The organism is Streptomyces sp. bgisy027, from assembly GCF_057710365.1.
On record NZ_JBYIVZ010000002.1, the window covers coordinates 193,943 to 210,701 of the forward strand.

A 16,759-nucleotide genomic window follows, 5' to 3' on the forward strand; every position below is an offset into this window, starting at 1 on the left:
TGAAGGAGACTCCGAGAGGTGACCCCGACTTGGAGTCACCGCTTGTCCACGCGCGGTAGCGTCGGCAGGCAGGGCGCGCGCTGGTTGGGGGACGCATGGATCGGCAGACACCAGACCCACGAGAAGCGATCGCGGGTTTACTCGACGACGACCGGTTCCATGCGGCCTGCCAGGACAGGGACATGGGCGTCGTGTTCCGGATGCTCAACCACCGTGGCGTCAGCACACGGCGGATCGCGGCGGCCGTCGACATCACCCAGGGCCGCCTCTACGACTATATGAATGCCAAGAGCCGGGTTGAGAAGCTGACCGTGTTCGAGCAGATCGCGGACGCCTTCCACATTCCCGGCCATTTGCTCGGGCTCGCCCGGCGGCCGTGGGAGCCCGCTGTCGCGCCTCAGCCGCAGCAACCCCAACGGCCGTCGGCCGGAGAAGACTTGACAGCCATGGACGCCTTCCGCCTCGCCGACCGGCAGATCGGCGGGGGACGTCTGTACGGGGCCGTCGTACAGCACTTGCGGGATCGCGTTGCGCCCCGCCTGGTAGATCTCTCCGAGGGAACCGGCGTGTTCGCCGCCGCAGCGGCCCTGACCGAGATGGCGGGGTGGATGGCACACGACGGTGGGCGGGACGCTGATGCGGTGGGTCACTTCGGTCGCGCCCTCGCACTGGCTCAGGCGGGCGGAGATCTACCGCTGGCGGCACACGTCACGGCGTCTCTCTCCCACCTCGTCCTCCAAGGCGGCGACGCACCGGGGGCTGCGCGCTGGGCCCAAGCGGGGCTCGACCTCGCCGGCCGAGGCTCGCGGATTCCTGCTCTGGCGTCTCGGCTGCACACGATGCTGGCGCGTGCCATGGCGGCGGCCGAGCAGCGCACAGCTGCTCACCGCGCCCTCGACCAGGCCCACCGCGCCCTCGACTCTTCGGCCGACACCGCACACCCTTGGCTGAGCCCCTTCGACCTCGGTCGTTTGGCGAGCGAGGCTGCGTTGGTCCTGTTGGACCTCGGCGAGTATGACGAAGCCCTGGCCGCTGCCAAACAGGCGGTGACGCTACGGGACAACGACCGAGCGCGGTCACTGGCCCTGGCACGGATCACCCTCGCCGACGTCCAGGTCCGCCGGGGTGACCTCGACGATGCTCTGACCGTCGGCCATGACCTGCTCGCCACGAGCCCCGCCCTCGGCTCCGTACGTGTCGTCCAGCAGCTCGACGGCCTCCGGGCTCTTCTGGAGCCGCACAAGAGCTACGGGCCGGTACGCGAGTACCTGGTGAGATTCGGCGACGCGCGGAGGGCCAGAATGCTCCTGCTCGCTGATCTCATCCCGTCACCGGGAGGCACGCGCAAATGACGCCGAAGCCCGCTCCCACCCCTGCTGATCCCGACTCCTGGAACGCCTATCTTGCCGAGGGCAACGCCAAGCAGGCCCGTAAGCGTGTGGCGGCGGATGTGCTGCTCCGTGACGCGGCTGGGCGGGTACTGCTGGTGAACCCCACCTATAAGCCGGGGTGGGATCTTCCGGGCGGCATGGCCGAGGCGAACGAACCGCCGGAGGAGACTGTCGTGCGGGAGCTTTGGGAGGAGCTGGGCCTCGATGTCGTCGTGCACGGGCTCCTCATCGTCGACTGGGTGGCGCCGCATGACCCCTGGGACGACCAGATCGCTTTCATCTTCGACGGCGGCACCATCGACGTGGAGGAGAAACTGACGCCTCACGACGAGGAGTTGTCGGAAGCCCGCTTCATCGACCTCACCGAGACCGGAGCGCTGCTCCGGGACCGAATGCGACAGCGGCTGGCAGAGGCGGTGCGCGCTCTGCGGGAGGGGCAGACCCTATACCTGCACGACGGGCAGGCGTTCTCGCGTCAGTCGTGAGATACGCACCGGGGCTTGAGACGCCAACCCCGAACCCTCGCAGCCGTTCGAGCACACGGCGGATCAGGAGGACGGGCGGGCCTCGTCCTGGTGCGGGCACGCACCGACGTGTGGGGTCGGCAACCGGGGCAACGTGCGGTGCGAGCCGGGCGCCTTGGGCCTGTTGCGAAGGTGGCGTCGTCGCCAGTACGCCCGGTACGAGGGCTTCCGGGCGGCGCGCCGAGAGGACGCACTGAACGCCGCGCGGCCGCCCTTCAGCGGGCTTTCGGGCGGTGCGGCCAGAAGACGTGCCGGGCGTCGCGCGGCAGGCGCCACCTTCGCAACAGGCTCTAGGACCGCAGGATTCCGTCGACGCCCTGGAGGAAGGTCTCGCAGACCAGTTCCGGGTCGAAGAGGCAGCCGGCTGCCATGGCGCCGTCCCGGAGCATGACGACGTGCCGGCCTGCCGCGTCGGCGGGCGTGCGGCCGGTCCGGGCCAGCAGTTCCGTGACGGTTTCGAGGAACCACTGGCGGTGGGCCAGCACGGCCTGGTGGATGGGGTGGGCCGGGTCGGGGTATTCGGCCACCGCGTTGAGGAAGGCGCAGCCGCGGAAGCCCTCGGACCGGATGCCCTCGGCGATGGACCGGGCGACGGCCCTGACCTTGGCGTCCGCCGAGTCCTCGCTCGCGGCCGCGGCCTCGACCTGCGCCCGGATTCCCTTGTCGGCCAGGTCGAGGTAGGCGAGAACGAGTTCGTCCTTGCCCGCGAAGTGCCGGTACAGGGTCGCCCGGGTGACCTGCGCCTCCGCGACGATCCGGTCGACGCCGACGGAGTGGATCCCCTCGGCGTAGAAGATCCGCGTCGCCGTGCCGAGCAGCCTCGCCCGCGCCTCGGATGTGCTGCCGCCCGCCGTGCCCCGGCTCGTTGTGCCCCGACTCATGAACCCGAGGCTATCAAAGTCATGAGGGAGAACGTTCGGTCTTGACAGCGACCGCGGCAGCCCTCTTTGATACCCAGAGAGACCGAACGTTCTCCCTCCTTCTCCCTCACTCCTTCTCCCTCACTCCCTCTCACTCCCCCTCCCGCCCCGAAAGGCCCCCATGGACACCCTCGTCGACGCATCCCGCGACACCGACGTCACCGCAGCCCTGCGCAAGCTGTATTTCCTGCGCTTCGCGTTCGCCGCAGTCTGGGCGGGCCTGCTGTTCGCCACCGCCGACACACTGACCCCGCTGAGCGGGGCGCTGCTGGTGATCTACCCCTTTTCGACGCGGCGTGTGCCGTCGTCGACGCCCGGTCCGCCAAGGCGGACGACGGCCCGGTGCGCCACCTGTACCTGAACATCGCGCTCAGCACCCTCACCGGCATCGGCCTCGCCGTCGCCGCCACGTCCGGCATCCCGGCGGCACTTCGCGTCTGGGGCGTCTGGGCCATCACGGCGGGCGTCGTCCAACTGATCGTCGGCGCCGCCCGGCGCCGGCTGGGAGGGCAGTGGGCGATGATCGCCAGCGGCGGCATCTCCACCCTCGCCGGCGCCTCCTTCTTCGCGCAGGCCGGCAAGGACGACGCCTCCCTGGGCTCCCTCGCCGGCTACGCCTTCCTCGGCGGAATCCTCTTCCTCGTCTCCGCCCTCCGCCTGGGGCGGGCCGGCAAACACGCATGATCCGAGGGGCGGCCCGGGACCGCCCCGGGCCGCCCTTCCGGTCACGATTGAGTTTCGGCCACCCTCCACCCCCTTGCCCTCGCCCCGTGTAATCGATTCCAATCCCTCATGCAGGTCGATGTAATCGATTCCATGAATTCCGAGTTCCACAAGGAGGTGGAGCGGCGATGGCGAGCATCAAGGACGTCGCTGCCGAGGCGGGGGTTTCCGTCGCCACGGTCTCGCGAGTCCTGAACGACCATCCGTCGGTCAGTGCCGAGGCACGCGCACGCGTGCTGGCCGCCGTCCAGAACCTGGGCTACCGCCCGAACGCCGTCGCCCGCTCTCTGCGCACCGACCAGACCCACACCCTCGGCCTGGTCATCAGCGACGTGATGAACCCCTACTTCACCGAACTGGCCCGCTCCGTCGAGGAGGAGGCCCGCGCGCTCGGCTACAGCGTCATCATCGGCAACGCCGACGAGCGGCCCGACCTCCAGGACCATCACGTACGGAACCTGCTGGACCGCCGTATCGACGGCCTCCTCGTCTCCCCCACCGACGGCGGCTCCCCGCTGATGCTGGACGCGGTCCGCGCGGGGACGCCGATGGTGTTCGTGGACCGGTGGATCCCGGGCGTGGACGTGCCGGTGGTGCGGGCGGACGGACGGACCGCCGTACGGGACCTGGTGGCGCATCTGCACGGGCTCGGGCACCGGCGGCTCGCGATCATCGCGGGGCCCGCGGCGACCACGACCGGGCGTGAACGTGTCGAGGCGTTCCGGGAGGCGCTCGCCACGTACGGCCTCGAACTCCCCGACGCCTACACAGGACAGGGCGACTTCCAGGCCGAGAGCGGCCGGCGGGTCACCGAGGGCTTCCTCGACCTGCCCGTGCCGCCCGAGGTCGTCTTCGCGGCCGACAACCTGATGGCGCTCGGCGCCCTGGACGCCGTACGCGCGCGTGGCCTGCGCATCCCGGACGACATCGCGCTCGCGGCGTTCGACGACATCCGCTGGTTCGTGCACACCGATCCGCCGATCACCGCGGTCGCCCAGCCGACGGGCGAACTGGGCCGGGCCGCCGTGCGGGCCCTGGTGGACCGCATCGAGGGACGGCCCGGCGAGTCCGTCACCCTGCCCGCCCGTCTCGTCGTGCGCCGCTCCTGCGGCGCGAACCCCACTTCAGTGCAAAGGAGCACGTCGTGAGCAACCAGGACGAGTTGCTGCGCATCGAGGGCATCCGGAAGACCTTCCCGGGCGTGGTCGCGCTGGACGGCGTCGACTTCGACCTGCGCCGCGGGGAGGTGCACGTCCTCCTCGGTGAGAACGGCGCCGGCAAGAGCACCCTCATCAAGATGCTGTCCGGTGCCTATACGCCCGACGCCGGGCGGATCCTGGTCGGCGGCGAGGAGAGGCGCATCCACGGTGCGCAGGACTCCGAGCGCCTCGGGATCGCCACCATCTACCAGGAGTTCAACCTGGTGCCCGACCTCACGGTCGCCGAGAACATCTTCCTGGGCCGCCAGCCGCGCCGCTTCGGGATGATCGACCGGAAGCGGATGGAGGCCGACGCCGAGGTCCTGCTGAAGCGGGTCGGTGTCCATGTGTCGCCCCGCGCTCGGGTGCGTGAACTCGGCATCGCACGGCTCCAGATGGTCGAGATCGCCAAGGCACTCAGCCTGGACGCGCGCGTTCTGATCATGGACGAGCCGACCGCGGTGCTCACCTCCGAGGAGGTGGAGAAGCTCTTCGCGATCGTGCGCAGGCTGCGCGAGGACGGCGTCGGGATCGTCTTCATCACCCATCACCTGGAGGAGATCGCCGCGCTGGGCGACCGGGTCACGGTCGTCCGGGACGGCAAGAGCGTCGGGCAGGTCCCCGCCGCCACACCGGAGGCCGAGCTCGTGCGGCTGATGGTGGGCCGTTCGATCGAGCAGCAGTACCCGCGTGAACGGGCCGACAAGGGCGCCGCGTTGCTCACGGTCGAGGGCCTGACCCGCGACGGCGTCTTCCACGACGTCGGCTTCGAGGTGCACGCCGGTGAGGTCGTCGGCATCGCCGGGCTCGTCGGCGCCGGACGCACCGAGGTGGTGCGCGCGGTGTTCGGGGCGGACCCGTACGACAAGGGCGCCGTCAAGGTCGCCGGTGCGGCCCTGAAGGGGCACGACGTGGTCGCCGCCATGGCGGCCGGCATCGGACTGATCCCGGAGGACCGCAAGGGCCAGGGCCTGGTGCTCGACCAGTCCGTGGAGGAGAACCTCGGCCTGGTGACCATGCGGGCCGCCACACGCGCGGGGCTCGTCGACCTCAGGGCTCAGCGGGAGGCGGCCGCGAGGATCGCGGGGCAGCTGGGCGTGCGGATGGCCGGGCTCGGCCAGCATGTGCGCACCCTGTCCGGCGGCAACCAGCAGAAGGTCGTCATCGGCAAGTGGCTGCTGGCGAACACCAAGGTGCTGATCCTCGACGAGCCGACGCGCGGCATCGACGTCGGCGCCAAGGTCGAGATCTACCAGCTGATCAATGAACTCACCGCCGCCGGCGCGGCCGTACTGATGATCTCCAGCGATCTGCCGGAGGTGCTCGGCATGAGCGACCGCGTGCTGGTGATGGCCCAGGGCCGTATCGCGGGCGAACTCTCCGCCGACGAGGCGACCCAGGACTCCGTGATGGCACTCGCCGTCAGCAACCCCACCACCGACTTCAAGACCGGCAAGGAGGCCGCTCGTGGCCACTGACACGCTCAAGAGGACACCGGGCGCCGGTGGCGCCGCCGGCGGACTGCGCCGCCTGCTGCTGGAGAACGGCGCGCTCACCGCGCTGATCGTCCTCGTCATCGCCATGTCGGCGCTGTCAGGCGACTTCCTGACCACCGACAACCTGCTCAACGTCGGCGTCCAGGCGGCCGTGACCGCCGTCCTCGCCTTCGGCGTCACCTTCGTCATCGTCTCGGCGGGCATCGACCTGTCGGTCGGCTCGGTGGCGGCCCTGTCGGCCACCGTCCTCGCCTGGACCGCGACCTCGCACGGCGTACCGGTCTTCATAGCGGTGCTGCTGGCCGTCGCGACCGGCATCGCGGCCGGACTCGTCAACGGCTTCCTCATCGCCTACGGCAAGCTCCCGCCGTTCATCGCGACGCTCGCCATGCTCTCGGTGGCCCGCGGTCTGTCGCTGGTGATCTCCGAGGGCTCCCCGATCCCCTTCCCCGACTCGGTCTCGCACCTCGGCGACACGCTCGGCGGCTGGCTGCCGGTGCCGGTCCTGGTGATGATCGTGATGGGTCTGATCGCCGCCTTCGTGCTCGGCCGGACCTACATCGGCCGCTCGATGTACGCGATCGGCGGCAACGAGGAGGCCGCGCGCCTGTCCGGCCTGCGGGTGAAGAAGCAGAAACTCGCCATCTACGCCCTGTCCGGCGTGTTCGCCGCCGTCGCCGGCATCGTGCTGGCCTCGCGGCTGTCCTCCGCGCAGCCCCAGGCCGCCGACGGCTACGAGCTGGACGCGATCGCCGCGGTCGTCATCGGCGGCGCCTCGCTCGCGGGCGGCACCGGCAAGGCGTCCGGCACCCTGATCGGCGCGCTGATCCTCGCGGTGCTGCGCAACGGCCTGAACCTGCTGAACGTGTCCGCCTTCTGGCAGCAGGTCGTCATCGGCGTCGTGATCGCGCTGGCGGTGCTCTTCGACACGCTGCGCCGCAAGGCCGGCGCCACCCCGGTGGCCGCGGGCACGGGTGCGGGTGGCGGCAAGGGCAAGCAGGCCGGGACGTACGCGCTCGCGGCGGTCGTCACCGTGGCGATCGTCGGCGCGACCTCTTTCCTGCACAACGGCTCCTCCTCGTCGGCCGACCGGAAGGTGGGCCTGTCCCTGTCGACCCTCAACAACCCCTTCTTCGTGCAGATCCGGGCGGGCGCCGAGGCCGAGGCGAAGAAGCAGGGCGTGGACCTGACCGTCACGGACGCCCAGAACGACGCCTCGCAGCAGGCCAACCAGCTGCAGAACTTCACCAGTTCCGGCGTCGGCGCGATCATCGTCAACCCGGTGGACTCGGACGCGGCGAGCAACTCCGTGAAGGCCGCCGACAAGGCGGACATCCCGGTGATCGCCGTCGACCGGGGGGTCAACAACGCGAAGACGGCGGCCCTGGTCGCCTCCGACAACGTCGCCGGCGGTGAGCTCGCCGCCAAGTCGATCGCCGAGAAGCTCGGCGGCAAGGGCAAGATCGTGATCCTCCAGGGCCAGGCCGGTACGTCCGCCGCCCGCGAGCGCGCCCAGGGATTCGCGAACGGCCTCAAGGCCTTCCCCGGCATCCGGGTCGTCGCCCAGCAGCCCGCCGACTTCGACCGCACCAAGGGCCTCGACGTGATGTCGAACCTGCTCCAGGCGCACCCGGACGTGCAGGGCGTCATCGCCGCCAACGACGAGATGGCGCTCGGCGCGATCAAGGCGCTGGGCTCCAAGGCCGGCAAGTCGGTCTCGGTGGTCGGCTTCGACGGCACGCCGGACGGCCTGAAGGCGGTGGAGGGCGGCTCGCTGTACGCGTCCGTCGCCCAGCAGCCGACCCAGCTCGGCCGGATCGCCGTGGACAACGCGCTGAAGGCGCTCGACGGCGAGCCCGTCCAGCAGACGGTGAAGGTGCCGGTGAAGGTGGTCACGAAGGAGAACGTGGCGGGCTTCAGCGGCTGACATCGGCCGGTGTCCGCCGACATCGGCGAACGGCGAACGGACGGGCGGTCGTTGCAGGAGCATGGACCTGGGGGCGGCCGCCCGCCGCACGTCACCACGGGGACTATCAGGGGAGCGATCTCATGTACGACTACGACCTCCTGGTCGTAGGGTCGGCCAACGCCGACCTGGTGATCGGTGTCGAGCGCCGGCCGGGTGCCGGCGAGACCGTGCTCGGCTCCGATCTGGCCGTCCACCCGGGCGGCAAGGGTGCGAACCAGGCGGTGGCGGCCGCCCGGCTCGGCGCCCGCACGGCGCTGCTGGCCCGCGTCGGCGACGACGCGCACGGCCGGCTGCTGCTGGACTCGCAGCGGGAGTCCGGCGTCGACACGGTGGGCGTCCTCGTCGGCGGCGCGCCGACCGGCGTCGCACTGATCACGGTGGACCCGTCCGGGGACAACAGCATCGTGGTGTCGCCGGGCGCGAACGGCCGGCTCACCCCGGGCGACGTCCACGCCGCCGCGAGCCTCTTCCAGGCGTCGCGGGTGGTGTCGGCGCAGCTGGAGATCCCGCTGGAGACGGTCGTCGAAGTGGTCCGCAGCCTCGCGGAGGGCAGCCGGTTCGTCCTGAACCCCTCGCCGCCGCGCCCGCTGCCCACCGAGGTGCTGGCGGCCTGCGACCCGCTGATCGTGAACGAGCACGAGGCAAAGGTGATCCTCGGCGACTTGGCGGTGGGCGACACCCCCGAGGACTGGGCGCGGATCCTGCTGGCCAGGGGCCCGCGTTCGGTGGTCGTGACGCTCGGTGCCGAGGGCGCGCTGGTGGCTTCCGCGCAGGGCACGGCCCGGATCCCGGCCGTCAAGGTGGACGCGGTGGACACGACGGGCGCGGGCGACGCGTTCACGGCGGCGCTGGCCTGGCGGCTCGGCACCGGCGCGTCCCTCCCGGAGGCGGCGGCGTACGCGGCCCGGGTCGGTGCGGTGGCCGTGACCCGGCAGGGCGCGCAGGTGTCCTTCCCGACGGCGGCGGAGGTCGACGCCCTGCGCTGTGCCGATCCGGGGGACGCCCCCCGGACAGACGGCAGAGGGTCGGGCAGCGCCGCCGGTATGCCGTCGCGAGACGAGGTTCGGTGAAGCGCGCCGGCATCCTGAACCGCCATCTCGCCGGCGCCCTCGCCGAGCTGGGCCACGGCGACGGCGTCCTGGTCTGCGACGCGGGCATGCCGATACCCGACGGTCCCCGGGTCGTGGACCTGGCCTTCCGCGCCGGGGTGCCCTCGTTCGCCGAGGTGCTGGACGGGCTGCTGGCCGAGCTGGTGGTGGAGGGCGCGACGGCCGCGAAGGAGGTCCGGGACGCCAACCCCGCGGCGGCCGCCCTGCTGGAGGGCGAGTTCCCCGAGCTGGAGCTGGTCCCGCACGAGCGGCTCAAGGAGCTGTCGGCCGGGGCGCGGCTGATCGTCCGCACCGGCGAGGCACGGCCGTACGCGAATGTGCTGCTGCGCTGCGGCGTCTTCTTCTGACACCACGGCCGATACCACGGCCCGGAGACGTTTCGAGGGGCTCGGTCTGCAGACCGAGCCCCTCGGGTTTTCCCCTCCTGTCAGAACCCCCGCGATCCCCCCGGATCCCCCTCCAAGAGTCCTGATGCCAAGTACGACCGGCGAGGTGGGGGGAGGGTTGTACGCCTTGCCAAGATTCTTTCTGCGGGTGGGCAGGGAACTGTCGACGTCAGCGTTCGCCACCGGGTGAGGTGCCTCATGTCTTGCAGGACGCACGTCACAGCTAGCTAAAATGCCTCACGACCATCGGGGGGCGCTGTGGAATCCGATCTCGTGTTACCACTTCATGCCGTCAGCGTCACCGGCATCGTTCTGAAGGACGATGGCCGCCTCCTCGCGATCAAGCGGGTGGACGACGGCACCTGGGTGCCGCCGGGAGGGCTACTAGAAGTCGGCGAAGGGCTGGAGCGGGGACTTGTCCGCGAGGTCCTGGAGGAGACCGGCGTCACCGTCCGTCCCGTGAAACTGACCGGGGTCTACAAGAACATTTCTCGCCGGACGATATCCATGGCCTTCCTCTGTGAGGTAGTGGAGGGCGAGCCGCGTGTCTCGGACGAAGCTTCGGACGTCGTGTGGATGACCCCGCGGCAGGCCTGCGCAGTCATGCCACCGCTGCGGGTTCTCAGGGTCAGCGACGCTCTGGACGCCAACGGCCCTTTCGTCCGGTCCTATTAGCGCGGCAGGAGGTGCGTATCACGTTCTACGCGCGCGTGTTGTGGGTGCCCGTACTGCTGATGATCCTGGCGACCCTCGCGGTTCACGAGGCGACCGAACGGTTGTCGATCAGTCACGACACCACGGTCATGGGGCTGCTCTCGCAGTTTGACGGCACGGCTACCACAGTCTTCGTGGCCCTTGCCACGTTGCGTACGTCGACGAGATCCACGACCCCGAAGGGAAACGCGCGCATGTGGCGTCGCACAGTACGGTTCCAATTCGCGGCGGCGTTCGCGCTCGCCGCGTTCGTCGTCGCGACCGCCGCAGCGCATTACACCAGTCTGGGCTCATGGGCGGTGGCACTCAACGTGACCACGGCAGCCGCAGTGCTCTGGGCACTCATCGGCCCCCTCGACCCGGCATGACGTTACGGCTCGAGTACGACCTCGTCCTCGCCCCGTCCTCACATGTGGACCGGGTCGTGGCAGCCGTCCGGGCAGGACTCCTTGCCCACCGGACCGACAGCCAGGCGGAAGTCGACATGACGTACCGCGTGAGCACCACACCGGACGACTTGCGTTTGTCCCTGAGCGTCGACCTCGAACTGAGTTCCATCGGCGTGGCAGAGCGCGGCTCGGCGGGACTGGTCGCAGTACTCGGCGGCACAAGTTTCCGCGATCCCGCCATCAGAAGCGTGACGCTCAGCGCATTCAGCTGCCTCCGCAACGACACGTTCTTCCCCGGTCCGGTCCACGGAACCGGCCTCCTGGATGGCTCCGCCGCTCCCGCCCCCTGGCTCTCGGTGCCCGTGCCGAAGACGGCAGCCCGTCAGTCGTGGGACGAGGTGAGCCGCGCCCTGGTAAAAGCCGGCGTACAGGTGGTCACCGACCTCAGTCTGAATGTGACAGACCAGGAATTGACCGCACGCGCTGCCGCCGTGGCGGAGGAAGCAACTACGGGCCGCCCTGTAGCTCTTTTCTTCAACGCGACGAGCCGGCTGGAGTACGCAGTCCGGCTGGTCGAGAAGATCGCCACGACGCTGCAACCAACGGTCCCAAACGTCACAGTGGGCATCCGTATGTGCCCGGTAGCAATGGGATTCTCCGTCTTCGAGTACCTGCGGACCTGGAATGTGCCCATCTTCGCGTACACCCTGACCTCGTACCCCTCGGGCCGTACGTCCTGGAGCCAGGCCGCCTATGCCTCGATGATCCATGCCATGGGCGGGGACGTCGTCAACATAGGGCTGCTGAGCATCCCCGCCCTACGCAGCGGAACACTCTACGAAGCCATCATGCCGCTGTTGAGCACGAGAAACACCAGTAAGGCCAGCCTGCCGGCGCTGACCGGCGGCGTAGAACCGCGCGTGGCGTACGAGTACGCCGCCGCGGTCCGTGATCCGGTACTTCTGCACACCATGACCCCGATCTTCCGGGGCGGCCTGGAACGGCGGAGCATCCGAAAACGCGTCAAGGCACTCCGCGAAGCGGTGGAAGCAGGTCGCCAGTCACTGGACATCGAGCGCCTGTTCGCCGAGCGCAATTCCAGTGTGCGCAACTGGCAGGAACTCGAAGAGGAAGGATGAGAGGACGTAAGTGAACGAAGAACGACGCACATTGCATGTACTGGGGAGCGGTTCGGCCAAGCCGAGCGCACTACGAGCCAACTCCTCGTATCTCATCGAGGCGAGCGACGCGTTGTTGGCGATCGACTGCAGTGGCAGCCCCACGCACCAGATCCTGCACCGGGGCCTCGACCCAGGGGCCCTTCGCCATCTGTACCTGACCCACGGCCATGTCGACCACATCTACGGCCTGCCCAGCCTCATCCACTCCCTGTGGATGCTGGGCCTCTTCCGGCAGGAGTCGCTCACGGTCCATGGCACACCGGAAACGATCCGTATCGCCAGGTCGCTGCTCACCCCCTTCGGACTGGAGGAACGGCGCAACGCCCCCCGCATCGACTGGAGGCCGGCCGATGCGGACCGCTCCGGTGAAATCGAGGGTGCCGCAGGACTGCCGGTCATCGCTTTTCCCGTCACGCACGCGGGCACAGAGGCCCTCGGCTATCGGGTAGGCGACACGGTGTTCTCGGGCGACGCCATCTGTGACAGCCGTCTGCTGAGCGCGGTGGACGATTCTGCGCGGATGCTCGTCGTCGACTGTGGCGGCGGCGTAGCCGGAAACGCCGGGCATGCAGGAGCAGTTGACATCGCCGAACTGGTGCGTAAACGCGAGTCGCTGCAGTCCGTACTCCTGACACACATCGGATTTCCACCGTCGGAGAACGACGCGGTACTCGGCGCCTTCGACGGGTGTCGGGCGGAAGTTCACATTCTCTCGGACGGTGATCGCTTTGAACTCGTCTGACCCAGTGATCTTTTGCAGCATGGGCGGATCAGGCTCGACCTATCTGAGACATGCTTTGGCGCGGGCCGGCCTGACCGTTCACAACAAGCCGGACATCATTCACCATCGTTACTGGGTGAAACAAGGGCGTGCCGCGCAGCGAGAGGAGTTCACGCGGCGGACCGACGGGTTCGCCCTGGACGCCACCGGACTGGCGGGCATCCAGCAGTACCTCGACCGCCTGGCCGCGACCTCGGCAACAACCGCCGTACTGAGTACCTGGGCGGAGCAGCAACTTCTACGGCACACCACGCCACGGCGCGTCGTCTTTCTCCTGCGCGAACCCGCAGCGGCCTACCGCTCCATGTGCGACCCCCGTCGGCACGGGGACATCGCCGAACAGTACGGCGGTCCTGACTCCTGGTACGCCGTCTTCTATGCCGAACGCTGGCGGAAGATCGCCGAGGAATACCTGGCACTGCGCGCGGTCGGCTGGGATGTCTCGCTCTGGTCCTATGAGCAGTTACCCAATCACGCGCGCAGGGACGGCTACGGCGAGATCGTCACCGAATGGCGACGCTCCGAACCCTGCCTGAAGCCCGCGCTGAGCGAGGACACGATCGAGCTGATCAGAATGTGCACCGGTGGCGTACGCAAAGCCCTGGACATGCCCGATTGGTGAGAGGCGGCTGCCATGGTCAAGGAGCCGACGACAATCGGCGACGTCACAATGGGTCGGGGAAACACATTCCAGCACGGCGTGGTGATCCACGGCCCGGCGGTCATAGGGGACGACAACTTCTTCGGTGCCTATTCGGTCATTGGGGGGCGGTGTCGACAGGCGCATCGGCAGCGCGCCACGCGCCGAAGAACCGGCATGGTCAGCATCGGATCCGGCAATTACTTCGGCGAGCACTCCGTCATGCACGCTCCGGTCGACAGGAATACTGCCCTGGGCGACAACAGCTCCGTGGGCGCGGGAAGCCTGCTCGCACATGACTCGTGGATCGGCTCCCACGTCACTCTGTCGGTCCACTGCACGGTGGGGGGACACAGCATCATGCTCGACTGGAGTGGCCTGGGCATCGGAAGTTCCCTGCACCCCCGCACGGTGATGGGCCACTGGTCCTTCGCGGGCATGGCAGCCGTGGTAACCCGCACTGTGGGCATAGGCCACCTTGTGGTGGGCAACCCGGCCGGCTTCCTCCGCCTGAACTACGAGGCGTTCGTCCGATCCGGCCTGGACAGCGCCGCCCTGGCCCAGCTCCGCGAATTTTTGGACGCCGGGAAGATGCCGACTGGTTCGAACCCCGTCTCCCGTGCGGTAGCGGAGTTCCAGGCCGCTACATCACGGACGGTCAGGAATCCTGTATTGCGCAGTTGGTCGGACGTGGAGCGGTCGCGTGAGGGGGCACATTGACCAGTGCTCTGTCGGCCCCGGTTCGTCCATTGCCCTCGAAGCTCGCCGCACGGTTCGTGTGCGGGCTGCATCGCAGGCAGCTGACGGCAGCCAACGCCCCACGCCTGACATGGGGAACCGCCCTGGTCGCGACGACCGGCGCGGGACCTACCGCCCGGGCATTGCGCTCCGTCGTATACGGGGCGAGAGGCGCCACGGACGTGTGGCGCCACCGGCAGGCGATCAGGCAGAACCATCCGCTTCTCGACGCCCTGTTCATGGCACTGCGCACCAGCTGCGACAGCCGTGACATCGCGGCGCTCGGCAAGTGCGGCGGACGGAATTTGGCGGCATTGCACGGAGTGGTACCGCGAGCACGTCGCACCGAGTACCGCGATTGGAACAACTGCGCCGTGGCGGCCGCACTCGTCAACGACAAGGCGGAGTGCAACCGTCGGCTTACCGCCGCCGGAATCAGGGTTCCGTACCAGACCTCTCTCGGCCCAGGGGCGATGGTGTGGTCTGTCACCCACACCGGAGGCATGACGCGCGGCATGCTGGAGTTCTTCGACGCGAAAGTCCCTCTCGGAACGCATTGGATGCTGAAGGATCGATACGGCCTGCAGGGAGACTCGGTATGGGCCGCACGGGCGGTGGACGGGCCGGGCGGCGGAAGACCTGAACTGCGGGACCTCCTTCTCTCAGGCCGACTTGTGGCCGAGGAACTGCTCCGCCCGGAGGAGTGGTTCGCTCGGGAGGGCGACACCGCTCTGCCGACCCTGCGGGTTGTCACTTCCCGGCTCCGGGAAGGTACGGAAGCCATGGGAATGGTCCTGTTCCGAGGTGCCCCGGGAACGATAGCGGCCAACCGAAGACAGGGCGGTACCGCCCACTTGGTCCACGACGACGGTTCGTGCGAGGACGGGCTGGACGCGTGGGGCGCGAACAGGGGCCGATGTTCCTACGTACTTCCGCCGTCCCGGGCGAGGACCGCGCGACGTATGTGCATCGAGGCACACGATCTGTTTCCCTGCGTCGGATCGATTGGCTGGGACGTGGGACTGTCTGACCGCGGGCCCGTCCTCCTGGAGGGCAACCCGAATTGGGGCATGAACGTGCCGCAGTTGATGCCAGGCAGGCCCATGCTCGAGGAGTTCAAAAGCGCCCGCTTCCGCGCCGGTTGGCAGGTCGAGCGTTGAGCCTCCGGGGGCTTGGGGGACTCTTGATCGAGAAGACGGACGTTCGCATAGAGCGACTCGACCACCGACGGATGGCCGCATTCATTTCGTTCGCGGATCGGGCCACCCTGGACAGCCTTGCCCACATACGCGCCATCCGCCGCCCCGCCTTCGGGCAGACCTATCTCTGCGCCCTGTACCGGGATCAGGTGATCGGCTGCACATCCTGGCACGAGAGGCATCGACACGAGTACGTGAGCCTGGAGGGAAGGAAGACCCACACCACGAGCGTTTACTTGTGCTCCTCAGAAATTCTGCCGGAGTTCCGCGGCAAGGGAATCGGCGGCATGCTCTATGCACACCGCCTTGCCGCATGCGGCAGGGACGCTGCGGCCGTCAGCGTCGAGATCCTCGGACAGGGAACTCCCCTATCCGTCGACGCCGACGCCCGGCCTGGCCTTGTCTGGCACCTCGCGCATGGCTTTGTGATCATCGGCCACAGCTGCGCTGCGGACGCCGGCCCAGTACTCGCCCGCTACTCAGCCACACCCTCCTTCACATCCGACTGAGACCCGGTGAACCGACCATCCGCCACGCTCGATGCCCAGATCTGCGGGACAGCGCATCGAGCGTGAGTCAGGCCGGATCACTGGTGTGCTCCACGAAACGCCGGGCCGTCTCCGCCAGCACCTCCCGGCCGTCCCGGGCCCACAGTCCGTCGTTGAAGAGCTCGACCTCGATGGCGCCGTCGTACCCGGCCGCCTCGACGTACCCCTTCCACTCCCGCATGTCGATCGCCCCGTCGCCGATCTGCCCGCGTCCGGTGAGCACGCCCTCGGGGAGCGGGGTCGTCCAGTCGGCGAGCTGGAAGGTGTGGATACGGCCGCCCGCGCCCGCCCGGGCGATCTGCGCCGGAGCCATGTCGTCCCACCAGATGTGGTACGTGTCCACCGTGACGCCGACCTGGTGGGCCGGGAAGCGTTCCGCGAGGTCGAGGGCCTGGGCCAGGGTCGACACCACGCAGCGGTCGGCGGCGTACATCGGGTGCAGCGGCTCGATGGCCAGTTTCACGCCCCGCTCCTCGGCGTAGGGGCCGAGCTCGCCGAGCGCGTCGGCGATCCGCTCCCGCGCCCCGTGCAGGTCCCTGGACCCGGCGGGCAGTCCGCCGGAGACCAGCACCAGGACGTCGGTGCCCAGCGTGGCCGCCTCGTCGACGGCCAGCCGGTTGTCGTCGAGCGCCTTCGCCCGCTCGTCCGGTTCGATCGCGGTGAGGAAGCCGCCGCGGCACAGGGTGGTGACCGTCAGGCCCGCGTCGCGGACCAGCTCGGCCGTCGCCGCCAGGCCGTACGACCGCACGGGCTCGCGCCACAGGCCGACGTTGCCGATGCCCAGCCGACCGCATTCCTCGACGAGTTCGGGCATCGACAGCTGCCTGACCGTCATCTGGTTGATGGAGAAGC

At 69.0% G+C, this 16,759-nt stretch carries 17 protein-coding genes and 1 pseudogene; 16 read left to right on the forward strand and 2 right to left on the reverse strand.

Features of this window, described 5'->3' with window-relative positions:
* Positions 1–95 precede the first annotated feature (95 nt).
* The gene (locus AC3ETA_RS02865) at positions 96–1,352 is read left to right on the forward strand and encodes an NsdA family TPR-like regulatory protein (protein WP_432191204.1); all 1,257 of its coding nucleotides are present in this window, start codon (positions 96–98) and stop codon (positions 1,350–1,352) included.
* Positions 1,349–1,876 (forward strand): NUDIX domain-containing protein, encoded by a 528-nt coding sequence (locus AC3ETA_RS02870; RefSeq protein ID WP_432191205.1) that lies wholly within the window; start codon positions 1,349–1,351, stop codon positions 1,874–1,876. The genes AC3ETA_RS02865 and AC3ETA_RS02870 overlap by 4 nt, the downstream gene beginning before the upstream one ends.
* Positions 1,877–2,205: 329 nt before the next feature.
* Here AC3ETA_RS02870 and AC3ETA_RS02875 read toward each other — a convergent pair whose 3' ends face one another.
* Positions 2,206–2,796: a TetR/AcrR family transcriptional regulator gene (locus AC3ETA_RS02875; RefSeq protein WP_432191206.1), complete on the reverse strand. Its 591-nt coding sequence runs from the start codon at positions 2,794–2,796 to the stop codon at positions 2,206–2,208.
* Between the two features lie 160 nt (positions 2,797–2,956).
* Between AC3ETA_RS02875 and AC3ETA_RS02880 the strand changes: the two are divergent.
* From AC3ETA_RS02880 to AC3ETA_RS02945, 14 genes and pseudogenes are all read left to right on the forward strand, one after another.
* Positions 2,957–3,519: pseudogene (locus AC3ETA_RS02880) on the forward strand (hypothetical protein).
* A 167-nt stretch (positions 3,520–3,686) separates the two neighbouring features.
* Entirely contained in the window at positions 3,687–4,706 is a 1,020-nt protein-coding gene (locus AC3ETA_RS02885; protein ID WP_432191207.1) for a LacI family DNA-binding transcriptional regulator, read from the forward strand.
* Complete coding sequence (locus AC3ETA_RS02890; protein ID WP_432191208.1) at positions 4,703–6,235, forward strand: sugar ABC transporter ATP-binding protein; 1,533 nt, start codon at positions 4,703–4,705, stop codon at positions 6,233–6,235. Before AC3ETA_RS02885 ends, AC3ETA_RS02890 begins: the two co-directional genes overlap by 4 nt.
* On the forward strand, positions 6,225–8,180 hold the full coding sequence (locus AC3ETA_RS02895; RefSeq protein ID WP_432191209.1) for an ABC transporter permease/substrate-binding protein: 1,956 nt from the start codon (positions 6,225–6,227) through the stop codon (positions 8,178–8,180). The genes AC3ETA_RS02890 and AC3ETA_RS02895 overlap by 11 nt, the downstream gene beginning before the upstream one ends.
* Before the next feature lie 122 nt (positions 8,181–8,302).
* A complete protein-coding gene (locus tag AC3ETA_RS02900) occupies positions 8,303–9,292 on the forward strand; it encodes a ribokinase (protein WP_432191210.1) in 990 nt (329 codons plus the stop codon).
* A complete protein-coding gene (rbsD, locus tag AC3ETA_RS02905) occupies positions 9,289–9,678 on the forward strand; it encodes a D-ribose pyranase (RefSeq protein ID WP_126899806.1) in 390 nt (129 codons plus the stop codon). Before AC3ETA_RS02900 ends, rbsD begins: the two co-directional genes overlap by 4 nt.
* 297 nt (positions 9,679–9,975) lie before the next feature.
* Positions 9,976–10,392 carry an NUDIX hydrolase gene (locus AC3ETA_RS02910; RefSeq protein WP_432191211.1) on the forward strand — a complete coding sequence of 139 codons (417 nt, stop codon included), beginning with the start codon at positions 9,976–9,978 and terminating at the stop codon, positions 10,390–10,392.
* A gap of 11 nt (positions 10,393–10,403) precedes the next feature.
* Positions 10,404–10,799, forward strand: a complete 396-nt coding sequence (locus AC3ETA_RS02915) for a hypothetical protein (RefSeq protein WP_432191212.1) — start codon at positions 10,404–10,406, stop codon at positions 10,797–10,799.
* A gap of 128 nt (positions 10,800–10,927) precedes the next feature.
* On the forward strand, positions 10,928–11,959 hold the full coding sequence (locus AC3ETA_RS02920; RefSeq protein ID WP_432191213.1) for a hypothetical protein: 1,032 nt from the start codon (positions 10,928–10,930) through the stop codon (positions 11,957–11,959).
* 10 nt (positions 11,960–11,969) lie between these two features.
* Positions 11,970–12,743, forward strand: a complete 774-nt coding sequence (locus AC3ETA_RS02925) for an MBL fold metallo-hydrolase (RefSeq protein WP_432191214.1) — start codon at positions 11,970–11,972, stop codon at positions 12,741–12,743.
* A 19-nt stretch (positions 12,744–12,762) separates the two neighbouring features.
* A complete protein-coding gene (locus tag AC3ETA_RS02930) occupies positions 12,763–13,404 on the forward strand; it encodes a hypothetical protein (protein ID WP_432191215.1) in 642 nt (213 codons plus the stop codon).
* A gap of 12 nt (positions 13,405–13,416) precedes the next feature.
* Positions 13,417–14,142: a hypothetical protein gene (locus AC3ETA_RS02935; RefSeq protein WP_432191216.1), complete on the forward strand. Its 726-nt coding sequence runs from the start codon at positions 13,417–13,419 to the stop codon at positions 14,140–14,142.
* 257 nt (positions 14,143–14,399) lie between these two features.
* The gene (locus AC3ETA_RS02940) at positions 14,400–15,320 is read left to right on the forward strand and encodes an ATP-grasp domain-containing protein (protein WP_432191217.1); all 921 of its coding nucleotides are present in this window, start codon (positions 14,400–14,402) and stop codon (positions 15,318–15,320) included.
* 23 nt (positions 15,321–15,343) lie between these two features.
* The gene (locus tag AC3ETA_RS02945) at positions 15,344–15,868 is read left to right on the forward strand and encodes a GNAT family N-acetyltransferase (protein WP_432191218.1); all 525 of its coding nucleotides are present in this window, start codon (positions 15,344–15,346) and stop codon (positions 15,866–15,868) included.
* Between the two features lie 67 nt (positions 15,869–15,935).
* On the opposite strand, the gene AC3ETA_RS02950 is transcribed toward AC3ETA_RS02945, so the two are convergent.
* Entirely contained in the window at positions 15,936–16,742 is an 807-nt protein-coding gene (locus AC3ETA_RS02950; RefSeq protein WP_432191358.1) for a sugar phosphate isomerase/epimerase family protein, read from the reverse strand.
* Between the last annotated feature and the right edge of the window lie 17 nt (positions 16,743–16,759).

Coding starts and splice junctions, on each gene's coding strand:
- AC3ETA_RS02870 (WP_432191205.1), top strand. CDS start 1,349: ATGACGCCGAAGCCCGCTCCCACCCCTGCTGATCCCGACTCCTGGAAC.
- AC3ETA_RS02950 (WP_432191358.1), bottom strand. CDS start 16,742: ATGACGGTCAGGCAGCTGTCGATGCCCGAACTCGTCGAGGAATGCGGT.
- AC3ETA_RS02940 (WP_432191217.1), top strand. CDS start 14,400: ATGGCACTGCGCACCAGCTGCGACAGCCGTGACATCGCGGCGCTCGGC.
- AC3ETA_RS02885 (WP_432191207.1), top strand. CDS start 3,687: ATGGCGAGCATCAAGGACGTCGCTGCCGAGGCGGGGGTTTCCGTCGCC.
- AC3ETA_RS02875 (WP_432191206.1), bottom strand. CDS start 2,796: ATGAGTCGGGGCACAACGAGCCGGGGCACGGCGGGCGGCAGCACATCC.
- AC3ETA_RS02865 (WP_432191204.1), top strand. CDS start 96: ATGGATCGGCAGACACCAGACCCACGAGAAGCGATCGCGGGTTTACTC.
- AC3ETA_RS02900 (WP_432191210.1), top strand. CDS start 8,303: ATGTACGACTACGACCTCCTGGTCGTAGGGTCGGCCAACGCCGACCTG.
- AC3ETA_RS02935 (WP_432191216.1), top strand. CDS start 13,417: ATGGTCAAGGAGCCGACGACAATCGGCGACGTCACAATGGGTCGGGGA.
- AC3ETA_RS02930 (WP_432191215.1), top strand. CDS start 12,763: ATGGGCGGATCAGGCTCGACCTATCTGAGACATGCTTTGGCGCGGGCC.